Here is a 12,637-nt window from a genome sequence, read left to right on the forward strand (position 1 = left end):
CTTGATGAGACCTATTAGACCGGATATTACATTGAAACCTAAGCAGAGCCGCCGCCAGGGTAGCGGCCCCACTATCGCCGATGTGGCCCGCGAGGCCGGCGTCTCGCCAATGACCGTTTCCCGGGTAATCAACGGTGAGGACAATGTGCGCTCGCGCACCCGGGAAATCGTCAATGCGGCGATCAAGTCCCTTGGGTATACCCCCAACAGTGCAGCGCGCAGCCTGGCCGGGGGGGCGCAGATCAAAATCGGCCTGATGCACAGTAACCTCAGTGCCTCCTATCTCAGCGCCTTTCTGATCGGCGCACTGGAGCAGACCAGCCGCTATAACATCCAGCTGGTCGTGGAGCATTGTGATGTTGAGCTGAACGCGGACTCGGTGGCCGCGCATATGCTGAACGGCGGGGTAGAGGCGATGCTGTTGCCGCCGCCCCTGTCGGACCTCCCCGCGGTACTGGAAGTGCTTGAGAGCAGTGAGACACCCGCGGTACTGATTGCCTCGGAGCTGCCTCGCAACAACATTTCCGTGGTCAAGATCGACGACTATCAGGCCGCTTACGAAATGACGCGGCACATTGCCTCTCTTGGCCATCGGCGCATTGGCTTTATCACTGGTGACCGCGGTCAGCAGGTGAGCCTGCGGCGCCTGGAAGGCTATCGCCAGGCCCTCAAGGACTCGGGGCTGGCACCGTCGGCGGAACTGGAAGTGGAGGGCTTTTTTACCTACCGTTCCGGATTGCTCGGCGCCGAGCAGCTGCTCGACCTGGAGCTCCCGCCCACCGCGATTTTTGCCTGTAACGACGAAATGGCCGCGGCGACCATCTCCGTGGCCCAGCGCCGCGGACTGGATATCCCCAAGGACCTCACTGTGTGCGGCTTCGACGACACAGCCCTCGCCACCACCATCTGGCCGGAACTGACCACCATTCACCAGCCGGTTGTGGATATGTCGCGGGCGGCGGTGGACCTGCTGGTGAAGAAAGTCCGCGCAGTGCGCGCCGGAGAAGCCGAGCAGGGCCAGCAGGTACAGCTGGACTTCACCCTCATCCGCCGCCGCTCGGACGCCCCGCCCAAAATCTGATCGCTTTCTGCAGGCATAAAAAAAGCCGGCACAAGGCCGGCTTTAAGCAGAGATACGATGAGAGTTCGATTACCAAGCGTTCACACGATACGATTTGGGGGAACTGTAACCTTTGACGGGCCCATGGCACTGTAGTTCCCCACCGGCATGAAAAAATCCCGTTTTTTTGCAAAATCCGCCATACCGGGGTGATCTTGTCGCCTAACTCCTCTTTTGTGGCGCCATTCTTCCCATTGCCAACGTGCGGTGGTAGCTTCTAGCGTTTGTGGAGTACTGCTCGTGGTTCGTTTATTGAAGAGCAGCACAAATTCATACATCCAGAGAAAATAACAAGATGCGCGGGAAACCCCCGGCGAGGTAATCGCATCCAATAAAAAAATACTACGGGGAGCGACAATGGCTGATCTGGTCATCCTGGCCGCGCCGGGCATGGGCGCGGTGAACGAAGACTTTGCCGAGCCGCTGTTTCAGGCGCTCAAGAGCGGACTGGGGAAAGACTGGTCCCGCATTCACACCGACACCATCCTCTGTCAGGGCCACCTGCAGCCTAACCTGGAGCGGGTGTTCGAAGCCATGCAGAAGCGCGACATGGACTACCTGCGCGCGCGCAAATTCATGCTCTACGGGCTCGCCGAAGCCTCCGCGCAACAGTCGGATATCCACCAGCGAGGCGGCAACTACGACAAGACCCAGCAGGCCATTTACCAGACCTTCGAGCGGGCCGCCAAAGCCACCGCCGACACCGCCCCGGTGATACTGCTCAGCCACTCCATCGGCTGCAGCATCCTATCCAACTACCTGTGGGACGCCCAGCGCCCCACCATCAGTCACGGCGTATGGCGCGACGGTGGCCCGAAGGGCGTACACAAAGGCTCCGCCAAGGATCTCTTCCTGCGCGGCAAAACCCTGGCCCACTGGTACACCCTCGGTGCCAGCAATCCCCTGTGGACCGCCGGCATGGCACGCGACCAGATCCAGGCGGTCACGTCGGATACCCGCGGCTACAACTTCCGCTGGAAAAACTTCTACCACCCGGACGACCTCTTCGGCTGGCCACTCAAGCCCTTGAGCCCCTCCTATAACCAGGCAGTCTACCGGGACTACGAGACCCGCCCGCTGGCGGACTGGAGCGCTGCCAGCTGGGGCCCCCAGCTGGTTGCCCACGATGGGTACTGGCAGAGCGAGATGGTGCAGAAGAGCCTGATCGAGGATGTGCAGGAGTTGTTGAAAAAGTCCTCGGCACGCCGCCCCAGCCCCATGCAGCGGGCGACGGCAGCGGCGATATAGCACTCAACGTCCTCACGGGCGGAACCGGAATTGAAGGTGGCAACCCGGTAGCACCATCGCCACCGGGGTGCAGGCGGAGCTCCCGTTTAGGTCGCACGCTTAGCGAGGTTATAATCCCGGGCGAAGACTAAACAGGTATTCCCATGGCTCTACAATTTCACTCGGTTCCCGTAACTCCGTTCCAGCAAAACTGCACCCTGTTGTGGTGCGATGACAGCAAGCGGGCTGCGGTTGTGGATCCCGGTGGGGATGTGGACCGTATCCTCGCTGCGGTAAAAGAACGCGATCTCAAGCTGGAAAAAATCCTCCTCACCCACGGCCACCTCGACCACGTCGGCGGCACCGCGCCCCTGTCCCGGGACCTCGGATTGCCCGTGGAAGGCCCGCAGAAGGCGGACCAGTTCTGGATCGAGAAAATCGTGGTGCAGGCGCAGATGTACGGATTCCCACCGGTGGAAACCTTCACCCCGGATCGCTGGCTGGAAGACGGTGACACCGTCACCGTCGGCGACGAAGTGCTCGAAGTCGTGCACTGCCCCGGTCATACCCCCGGCCACGTCATCTTTTTCCATCGCCCCAGCAACCTGGCACTGGTGGGAGACGTCCTGTTCGCCGGCTCCATCGGCCGTACCGACTTCCCTATGAGCAACCACCAGGACCTGCTCGACTCCATCACCAAAAAGCTCTGGCCCCTGGGCGACGAAGTCAAATTCATCCCCGGCCACGGCCCCATGTCCACCTTTGGACAGGAGCGGCAAACCAACCCCTTCGTGGCCGACAAACGCTTTGGTTGATTCAGCATCGATTCACGCTGGGGCAGGCTAAATAGTGGCACTGAACACTGACAGTAGCGGCAAATTGCCGGGTACAGGTTTTCAGGACCGCTGTGAACCCATCCCTGGGCGCTGCGGCGCAAACATCCTGTTTGCGACGCTCCTGAAAACCTGTACCCGGCACTTTGCCTTCACGTCTACCTCGTTACTTCGCATCACAGGCCGGATATGAAACTCTGGAAATTACTCACACTACTCGCCCTCCCCACAGCCCTGGCCCTCTCCAGCGGCTGCGCGGTAATTTCCGAAAACGAATGCCAGGCCGGGCTCTGGTACGAGCGCGGTATAGAAGACGGTGCCCGCGGTCGCAGTCAGGCTACCGTGTACAAGATCGCGCAGAAATGCCAAGAGTACGGTATCCGCACCGATACCGCAGCCTGGATGCAGGGGCATGAACAGGGCGTCGAGCAGTACTGCACCCCGGAAAATGGCTTTGTGGTTGGCCGTCGCGGGAGCAATTACGAAGGTGTCTGCACCGGCCCTACCGCAGACCTGTTTCTGGCCAACTACGAGCGCGGCCTCGCCGTGTACCAGGCCGAGCAGCAGTACGCGGCACTGGCGAAGCAATACGAGCAGGCGGAGCGCGAGGTGTACCGGATAGAGGACGCGCTGGATGAGGCGGAATCCAAGGAGGAGCGGCGCGCCCTGCGCAGCGAGCGCCGCAGCCTGCTGCGGGAAATGCGTCACCTGGAAGCTGAGATGATGCACTTTGGCGGCTTTGGCACTTTCAATCCGCAGCTGTTCTACTGATATTGTCTGGCCGTTTTTGCTGCGAATAGGTAAAGGTGATTTATGGCTGTCTGGCACACTGCTAACCCGACTCTGGATGAGGTAAATCGGAGCATGGGCGATTGCATGCCCAAATACCTGGGGATGCACATTACCGAAATTGGTGATGACTATCTGGTGGGCACCATGCCGGTAGAGGATCGCACCCGTCAGCCATTTGGCATTCTGCATGGCGGTGCCAGTGTGGCGCTGGCGGAGACGCTGGGCTCCATGGCGGCGAATATGGTGGTGGATAACAGCAAGTTCTATTGCGTGGGGCAGGAGGTCAATGCGAATCACCTGCGCCCGGTCCCCGACGGTGCGGTAACCGGCAAAGCGACCGCGGTACATCTCGGTCGCACCAGCCAGGTCTGGGAGATTCGTATTCACGACCAGAACGGCAAGCTGAACTGTATTTCCCGGATCACCATGGCGGTGGTGCCGGTGCCCTCCGAATAATCTCTGTTAATTCCGGTACTGCGTTTGTTGTGAGTGGGGATCTGTTTACCTTCGAGGATGTTGCCTACCGTCTGTCGCGTTCCCCGCGCCGCAAGCGTCTGGGGCTGGTGGTGACGGAGAAGGGCGCGGAGGTGCGGATTCCCCAGCGCTGCGCCGAGCGCCACGGTCATCAGTTCCTGCGCGACAATATCCAGTGGGTGCGCGCGCAGCTGCGCGGGGTGGCGGTGCGCCAGGCCCAGGTGCCGGAGCATCATTTCGCGTTTGGCGCACATTTCCCGTGGCTGGGTACTGCCCTTGAGCTGGATCGCGCGGCCCGCGCCGCGGATGCCGGAATCCGCGATGGATTTATCCAGCTCTACTGCCGCACGCGGGAGCCGGATGAGACGCAAATCCAGTCGGCACTGCACAAGCTGTATCAGCGGGAAGCCCTGGCATTGCTGACGGAGAAGTCGGCCTATTTTGCCAGACAGCTGGGGCTTTCCTTTTCCTCGGTCAAGGTACGGCGGACCCGCAGCAAATGGGGGCATTGCACCACTCGTGGAGAGTTGCAGTACAACTGGCTGGTATGCCTGGCTCCCGAGGCCGTGGTGGATTACCTGGTGATCCACGAGGTGTGTCATTTGCAGCACCACAACCACAGTGCAGCGTTCTGGGCGCTGGTGGAGAGCCTGTGTCCGGACTACCGCAGGCTGCGGCGCTGGTTGAAGGACAACGGCCACCGGCTGAAACTGTAAGCGTTCTCTCCAGGCAGGTTTCTTTTGCCGGATCTCCTCATTTATCCCCTCTAATTCTGATTGCCCGAACTATGCTCAGAGGCATAAAGTGCGTGTGCCCGCCTCTTTTTTGATTCACTGCGGGCGACTTTTGAGGATCTGCAAAATTGAGTAAATCCCTGATTTCCCGCCGCCCGACTTTCCGGCGCGGTGTGTCTGCGGGCGAACAGAAAACCACACCGGCCAACGGCCCCCCCCTGACCCGTCTGGGGTGGAAGCCGTTTTTCCAGCAGCAACTGTCCCTGGATGAGCTGGAAACGTGTGAACCGGTGCGGGTAATGGCGGTGCACCGCAGCCAGATCGAGGTGTCCGGTGAGCGGGGAGACGAGCCCGTACTGGTGAGTGGCCCGCTGTTTGACGATGCTGTGGATAAACCCACGGTGGGCGACTGGCTGCTGCTGGAGCGCGAATCCCGCAAACCGCTGCGGCGCCTTGAGCGCAGCAGCTTATTCCGCCGGATGGCCCCCGGGGCCAAGCAGGCCCAGCTGATCGCGGCGAACATCGATAACGTGTTGATCGTTTCCTCGTGTAACCACGACTTCAACCTGTCCCGGGTGGAGCGCTATCTCGCCCTGGTCAAAGAGGCTGGCTGTCGCGCCTGCCTGGTGTTGACCAAGGCCGATCTCAGTGACGACCACGAGCAATACCGCGAGGCGCTGAAGGGCCACCGGGATCTTCCTGTGGTACTGGTCAATGCCCTCGACAGCACCAGCGTGGAATCCCTGCGCGACTACTGTCGCAGAGGAGAAACCCTGGCGTTACTCGGCTCATCCGGGGTGGGCAAATCCACGTTGTTGAACAGCCTTGCCGGCAGTGAACTGGCGGCGACCTCAGGCATCCGCGAGGATGACAGCAAGGGACGCCACACCACCCGGCACCGGGCGCTCTACGCCATCCCCGATGGCGGGCTGCTGCTGGACAGCCCGGGTATGCGCGAACTCGGGCTGGCCGATGTCAGCGAAGGCCTCGCGGCCACATTTGCCGACATCGGTGAACTTGCCGAACAGTGCCGTTTCGCCGATTGCGCCCATGAATCCGAACCGGGCTGTGCGGTACAGGCGGCGATTGCGTCTGGGGAACTGGACGAACGCCGGTTGCACAACTGGCGCAAACTGGGGCGAGAGATCCAGAGAAATACCCGGACCCTGGCGGAATCCCGGGCGCAGGAGCGCGCGTTCAGTCAGTTTGTGCGCACGGTGCAGGGGCACTCCCGCGCGCGCAAGAGTGGAGAGGAGTAGACAGAAGGGGAGTTGTTAAAAGGCGTCCCGTGGCTGATTGCCACGGGACCTGTGCCAATTCCTGAAGCCTAGTTCAGCGCCGCCTGGCCACCGGCATCACTCACCGGTTGTGCCTTACTGATCTCTCCGCCCTGGGATTCAATCCAGGTGTTCATGCGGCTCTCCAGTACATTCAATGGCAGCGCACCGGCGCCGAGCAGCGCATCGTGGAACGCGCGGATATTGAAGTTATCCCCAAGGGCTTCTTCCGCGCGCGCGCGGATTTCCTTGATCTTCAGCTGCCCTACCTTGTACGCCAGCGCCTGACCTGGCCACACCAGGTAGCGGTCGATCTCCACCACGATATCGTGTTCCGGCTTGGCGCTGTTGTTCTTGAAGTACTCAATCGCCTCGTCCCGGCTCCAGCCCAGCTGGTGCATACCGGTGTCTACCACCAGGCGTACCGCACGCCACATATCGTAAGTCAGCGCACCAAACTCGTTATACGGATCGGTGTACAGGCCCAGGTCGTAACCGAGGCTTTCCGAGTAGAGTCCCCAGCCCTCGACAAAACCGGTGTAGAACTTGTTGCGGCGCAGGGGATGGATGTCGCTCTGCTCCTGGGCCAATGCAATCTGCAGGTGGTGGCCGGGCATGGCCTCGTGCACCGTTAGCGCTTCCATCTCCCAGGTCGGGCGGCTCTTCAGATCGTAAGTGTTGGCAAAGAATACCCCCGCACGGCCGGCTTCATTGGAGCCCGGCTGGTAGTAGGCGGTGGTCTGGGATTTTTCCGAGTAACTCGGAATCGGTTTTACTCCGTAGGGCAGTCGCGGCAGGGTGCCGAACAGCGCGGGCAGTTCGCCGTCGATACGCTTGGCAATATCCCGGTAATTTTTCAGCAGGTCTTCTTTATTGTCGTAGTAGAACTGCGGATCGTTGCGCAGGAAATCGGTAAACGCCTTGAAGTCACCTTCAAAACCGGTCTTCTTGATGATCGCGTCCATTTCGCCGCGAATCCGGCGAACTTCCTCGAGACCAATCCGGTGGATTTCCTCGGGGCTCATTTCCGTGGTGGTTTCTTCGCGTACTTTGTAGGCGTACCAGCGGATGCCGTCATCGTTTTTGGTAAACGCGGTTTCCGTATTGGCGTTGGGGATGTAATCGCGCTCGACATATTCTGCCAGTTGCTGCCACTCTGGAATCAGGGTTTTCTGGTAGATGCTCTGGGCGCGGTTGCGCAGTCGCGTCTGCTGGGCGGCGGGGATGCTCGCTGGCATTTCGTAAAATGCCTTGAGCAGCGGGCTCTGCTTGGGATCGGTGGGAATCAGGGCGCGGATCTGTCCCGGTATGTCGCGCAGGGTGATCTGCGGTGGGGTCAATTTTTGCTTCAGGCCCTTTTCCATCAGGATCTGGGTCTGGTCAATCAGCTGGGGAAGTTTTTCCAGGCGCGCGAGTATATCTTCGTAGTCGGCCGCGGTGCGTTTGGGCATGGCGCTCAGTACGGCTGGCACATTGCGTTGAATGCCGCTCATGTGATTGACGGGCAGCAGGTGTTCGGGAAACTGGAAGCCTTTTACTTGCAGCAGCAGGTCCTGGTAGAGCAGCTGGTAGTCGAGCTGTTCATTTTCGGGGAGCTTGTCTTCGTTGATATGGCGGCTGGCGGCGAGCAGTTTGCGGGTCTGCCCCTTGCGCCGTTCAATGCCTTTGATGGATTGATCGGTCCAGTCTTTTTCCCCTCCGGGGTAGCCGCGGTAGGTGGCGTTTTCCGGGTAGCTTTCCATAATCCAGCGATAGCGGATGTCCTGCAGGGCCTTGAGCTTTTCGCTGGCCCCTTTTTGGGGGATCTCATCCATGGCCTTTTCAAAGGCCTTTTGATCCATCGCCTGCACATTCAGGCTCGCGGCCATAATGGCTGCGGATAAGCTGATCAGCTTAGAGTTCAGGATTTTTCGGAGTGGTGAAAAGGACATAGTACTTCCTGTCTCTGTTTTATATTTAGTGTGTTCGAACTTTTGGCGACAAGGTGAGGATGCCAAAATTTAAGGCGGGACGCTGGGCAAAGCTTTTCGGAAGCGTCGGCGACAGGGACGTCGCCGACGCAGCGTAAATGGACGTATCTACAGCGGTTCCGAAAACCCGTACCCGGGACCCGGCCTTCGATTTTTAGTTATGTACTTTGTCAGCCCTAGATAGCCGTAGCTTGCCCTTTTGACTGGGCCTGGTGCATTTGCGAATGGCGTTCGCGGATTTGTTCTTCTATGCCTTTGGCGTCCAGACCAATCTCTGCCAGTAACTTTGGATGCTTGCCGTGTTCGATAATTTTGTCGGGCAAGCCGAGCTGTAGCAGTGGTACCGGAATCACTCGCTGGTTCAGGTATTCCGAAACCGCACTGCCCGCACCGCCGGCAACCGTGTTTTCTTCCAGGGTCACAAGCAGGTCGTGGCTGTCGGCCATCTGGTCGATCAGGGCCTCGTCCAGGGGTTTTACCCAGCGCATATCCACCAGCGTCGCACCGAGTTTGTCCGCCGCTTCTTTAGCGGATGCAAGCAGGGTGCCGAAGCTCAGGATGGCAATATCCTTGCCCTCCTGGACGACCCTGCCCATGCCGATAGGCAGTGTGTCCAGGGTTTTCTCAATGGTTACACCGGGACCGGTGCCGCGCGGATAGCGCACCGCCGATGGGCCATTGTGCTCGTAGGCTGTGTGCAGCAACTGGCGGCACTCGTTCTCATCGCTGGGGGCCGCGATGATCAGGTTCGGTAGACAGCGCATAAAGGTCAGGTCGAAGCTGCCCGCGTGGGTGGGGCCATCCTCGCCCACGAGGCCGGCGCGGTCGATAGCGAAGGTGACGTCCAGGTTCTGGATCGCCACATCGTGGACCATCTGATCGTAGCCGCGCTGCAGGAAGGTGGAGTAAATGGCCACCACCGGCTTCTGTCCCTCGCAGGCGAGGCCTGCAGCCAGGGTCACAGCGTGCTGCTCGGCGATGGCTACATCGTGGAAGCGCTCCGGGAAGCATTCCGCAAACTCCACCATGCCAGAGCCTTCGCACATGGCCGGGGTAATGCCGATCAGCTTGTCGTCCTGCTCCGCAGCGTCGCACAACCACTGGCCGAAAATATCCTGGTATTTCGGGCCTTTTTTCTTGGCTTCGCCATTTTTATCCACAGCCGGTGCTACCTGAACCTTGGGCTCCGGTTCGAGCTTGTTCAGCGCGTGGTAACCCACCGGATCTTCTTCTGCCGGGCCGAAGCCCTTGCCCTTGGTGGTGACGATATGCAGAAGCTGCGGGCCGCGCTGATTGCGCAGGTTGCGCAGGGTGTGGACCAGATCCTGCATATTGTGGCCGTCCAGCGGGCCCACGTAGTTGAAGCCAAGCTCCTCGAACAGGGTGCCCGGGGTGATCATGCCTTTGACGTGCTCTTCCGCGCGGCGCGCCAGCTGCCAGGCCTTGGGAATGACGGACAGTACCTTGCGGCTGCCTTCGCGCATGTTCAGGTAGGTCTTGCTGGCGAGGATGCGGGCAAAGTAGGTGGCGAGGCCACCCACGTTCTTGGATATCGACATGCGGTTGTCGTTCAACACCACCAGCATGTCTTTACCGGTATGCGCGGCGTGGTTCAGGGCCTCGAAGGCCATACCCGCGGTCATGGCGCCATCGCCAATCACCGCCACCACCTTGCGCTCATCCGGCGAGCCGAGGGCCATGCCGAGTGCGGCGCTGATGGAAGTGCTGGAATGACCGACGCCAAAGGTGTCGTAAGGGCTCTCGGAACGCTTGGGGAATCCGGAGAGGCCACCCTGCTGGCGCATGGTGAGCATCTGCTCCCGGCGACCGGTGAGGATTTTGTGGGGGTAGGTCTGGTGGCCCACATCCCATACCAGACGGTCTTCCGGGGTGTTGTAGATGTAGTGCAGGGCGATGGTGAGGTCGACGACACCGAGGCCGGCACCAAAGTGACCGCCGGTCTGGCCTACGCAGTACAGCAGGTATTCACGCAGCTGGGTTGCCAGCTCGGGCAGTTGTTTTTCCGCCAGCGCGCGCAGCTGGGCCGGTGAGTCGATCTGGTCGAGCAGCGGCGTAGACGGGCGTGTGCGGGGTATCTCGTCGAACATCAAGGGTCCTGATTCGGGCACTAGAGCCGGGCGGTGGCTCACAGTATCAATTGCAACTGATATAAGAAGCGAATTGTATGCCCACGGAGACGATATTGCATCCTGCTCGCGGCGTCACAGGCTACCTAGGATCAGATAGATCGCCAGCAGCAATACCACGCCGGCGACCATACTGCCGGTCAGCCAGTTGCGCGCCAGGATCCCGTCTGCACGGTGGTGGTCAGCCAGGCCGGTAATGAGGCGCTCGACACCCCGTGTGGCCGTGGCCCGCAGGCGTTTGTCGAGGGCAAACAGACCGCCAAACAGCCCTCTGGCGGCATCTGGCAACAGGCGCCGGTAAAGCCATTCGGCGTCCAGGTTGACCGAAGGTAGCTCCGGTGGGTAGAGATGGCGCAAATTTAGCCACACAAAGGCCAGAGCGGAGAAGAACAGAAGCTGCAGCTGTGTCAGGACGTGGGTGAGGTCATACGGGGTGTAGGACATCTCGTGCGGCAGCAAGCTGTACAGGGCCTGTGGGTAAATCCCCACGGTGAGGCACAGGGCTGCGGCGATGCTCATCGCTACCAGCATATTTGCCGGAGGTTCGCGGGCGGGCAGCTTCGCATCGTGGGCGAAGAAGGCAAAGTAGGGGATCTTGATGCCGGCGTGGTGGAAGACCCCGGCGGAGGCGAATAGCAAGATCAGCCAGACGCCCTCGTAACCGTTCTTGATCGCCGCACTCATCACCATCGATTTACTGACAAACCCGCTGAACAGGGGGAAGGCGGAAATCGAGGCCGCGCCAATGATGCACAGCACTGTGGTCTTGGGCATTTTCTTGTACAGGCCGCCGAGTTCGGAGCCGTTGATACGGCCGGTCACGTGCAGCACCGCCCCCATGGACATAAACAGCAGCCCCTTGAAGATCACATCATTGAACGCGTGGGCCACGGCGCCGTTGATTGCCAGCGAGGTGCCGATGCCGATGCCCACCACCATAAAACCCAGCTGGTTGATGAGGCTGTAGGCCAGTACCCGGCGCAGGTCGTTCTCGATCACCGCGTAGAAGATCGGGAAGCAGGCCATGGTCGCGCCGATATACACCAGCAGCTCGGTGCCCGGGTAGGCCCGTGCCAGGCAGTACACCGCCACCTTGGTGGTAAAGGCACTCAGAAACACGGTACCGGTGGGGGTGGATTCCGGGTAGGCATCGGTGAGCCAGTTATGGAAGAAAGGGAAGGCGCACTTGATACCGAACGCGAGGAAGATCAACCAGCTGTAGGCGCTGTCACTCAGGCCGATCTGGCCGAAAGTCAGGGTTTCGTGGGCCTGGCCGTAGAAAACGATACCGCCGAGCAGCAACAATCCGGACAGGATATGCAGAGTGAAATAGCGCAGGCCGGATACGTAGGCGCGGCCGGTGCGGCGGGCCCACACCAGAAACACCGAAGTCAGTGCCAGCAGTTCCCAGAAAATGAACAGGGTGAGCAGATCGCCGGCAAATACCGCGCCCAGCGCACTGCCGGCGTACAGCAGGCTCGCTACCTGTTGCAGGGTATCGCGTACGTGCAGGGCATAAATGACCGCAATCAGTGCGGCGATATGGAACAGGTAGCCGAACAGCAGGCTGAGTTTGTCGGCCCTGAATAGCAGCAGGTCAAAATCGAGAATACCGTAGTGACCAAAGCTGCCGCTGCCGAGCAGCCACAAATTGGCGAGCCCCAGAACCGGTACGGCGAGGGTAATCAGAGCGCGCGCCCGGCCGCGCAATACGCCGGCAAGCAAGGCGGCGACAAAGAACGGAATGAAGGGGGCAACTTCAAACATCGGTGCGGCCTCCTGTTACGGAATCGGCGCTGTCGCTGCCCAGCTCTCGCTTGTCGTAATAGTCTTCAGGCCGCATCAGGAAAGTGCGCATCCATTTTGCGGCAAACACCAGAATCACACAGCCTACAAACCCGTACAGGGGGTAAAACCCGGGCAGGCCTTCCCAGCGGAATTCGATATGGCGGTGTACTACAAAGTCTGCGGCAAACAGCAATGCGCAGATACCGTAGAACACCCGCAACAGTTTGCGGATATTGTCGGGGTTGTCGAAGAACGCCTGTTTATTACCACGCATA

Annotated in this window: 11 protein-coding genes; 7 read left to right on the plus strand and 4 right to left on the minus strand. The window is 60.1% G+C overall.

Going from position 1 to position 12,637, the window contains the following annotated elements; genetic code table 11:
• The first annotated feature begins 31 nt into the window (after positions 1-31).
• The 7 genes from HUW35_RS09595 (at position 32) to rsgA (ending at position 6,439) form a co-directional block, all read left to right on the plus strand.
• Positions 32-1,081, plus strand: a complete 1,050-nt coding sequence (locus HUW35_RS09595; protein WP_181252150.1) for a LacI family DNA-binding transcriptional regulator — start codon at positions 32-34, stop codon at positions 1,079-1,081.
• 396 nt (positions 1,082-1,477) lie between these two features.
• A complete protein-coding gene (locus tag HUW35_RS09600; protein WP_181252151.1) occupies positions 1,478-2,368 on the plus strand; it encodes a hypothetical protein in 891 nt (296 codons plus the stop codon).
• 143 nt (positions 2,369-2,511) lie between these two features.
• Positions 2,512-3,162: an MBL fold metallo-hydrolase gene (locus tag HUW35_RS09605; protein ID WP_181252152.1), complete on the plus strand. Its 651-nt coding sequence runs from the start codon at positions 2,512-2,514 to the stop codon at positions 3,160-3,162.
• Between the two features lie 207 nt (positions 3,163-3,369).
• Complete coding sequence (locus tag HUW35_RS09610) at positions 3,370-3,951, plus strand: DUF2799 domain-containing protein (protein WP_181252153.1); 582 nt, start codon at positions 3,370-3,372, stop codon at positions 3,949-3,951.
• A gap of 105 nt (positions 3,952-4,056) precedes the next feature.
• Positions 4,057-4,428 carry a hotdog fold thioesterase gene (locus tag HUW35_RS09615; protein ID WP_255463213.1) on the plus strand — a complete coding sequence of 124 codons (372 nt, stop codon included), beginning with the start codon at positions 4,057-4,059 and terminating at the stop codon, positions 4,426-4,428.
• Between the two features lie 29 nt (positions 4,429-4,457).
• Entirely contained in the window at positions 4,458-5,162 is a 705-nt protein-coding gene (locus HUW35_RS09620; protein ID WP_181252155.1) for a M48 family metallopeptidase, read from the plus strand.
• Between the two features lie 146 nt (positions 5,163-5,308).
• Complete coding sequence (gene rsgA, locus HUW35_RS09625) at positions 5,309-6,439, plus strand: ribosome small subunit-dependent GTPase A (protein WP_219932519.1); 1,131 nt, start codon at positions 5,309-5,311, stop codon at positions 6,437-6,439.
• Between the two features lie 68 nt (positions 6,440-6,507).
• Here the strand turns inward: rsgA and HUW35_RS09630 are convergent, their stop codons facing one another.
• The 4 genes from HUW35_RS09630 to HUW35_RS09645 form a co-directional block, all read right to left on the minus strand.
• Positions 6,508-8,388: a DUF885 family protein gene (locus HUW35_RS09630; RefSeq protein WP_255463214.1), complete on the minus strand. Its 1,881-nt coding sequence runs from the start codon at positions 8,386-8,388 to the stop codon at positions 6,508-6,510.
• A gap of 215 nt (positions 8,389-8,603) precedes the next feature.
• Positions 8,604-10,535 (minus strand): 1-deoxy-D-xylulose-5-phosphate synthase, encoded by a 1,932-nt coding sequence (gene dxs / locus HUW35_RS09635; protein WP_181252156.1) that lies wholly within the window; start codon positions 10,533-10,535, stop codon positions 8,604-8,606.
• Between the two features lie 114 nt (positions 10,536-10,649).
• Positions 10,650-12,341: a Na(+)/H(+) antiporter subunit D gene (locus tag HUW35_RS09640; protein WP_181252157.1), complete on the minus strand. Its 1,692-nt coding sequence runs from the start codon at positions 12,339-12,341 to the stop codon at positions 10,650-10,652.
• Positions 12,334-12,636, minus strand: a complete 303-nt coding sequence (locus tag HUW35_RS09645) for a hypothetical protein (protein WP_181252158.1) — start codon at positions 12,634-12,636, stop codon at positions 12,334-12,336. The genes HUW35_RS09640 and HUW35_RS09645 overlap by 8 nt, the downstream gene beginning before the upstream one ends.
• Between the last annotated feature and the right edge of the window lies 1 nt (position 12,637).

The organism is Microbulbifer sp. YPW1 (assembly GCF_013367775.1).
GTDB lineage: Bacteria > Pseudomonadota > Gammaproteobacteria > Pseudomonadales > Cellvibrionaceae > Microbulbifer.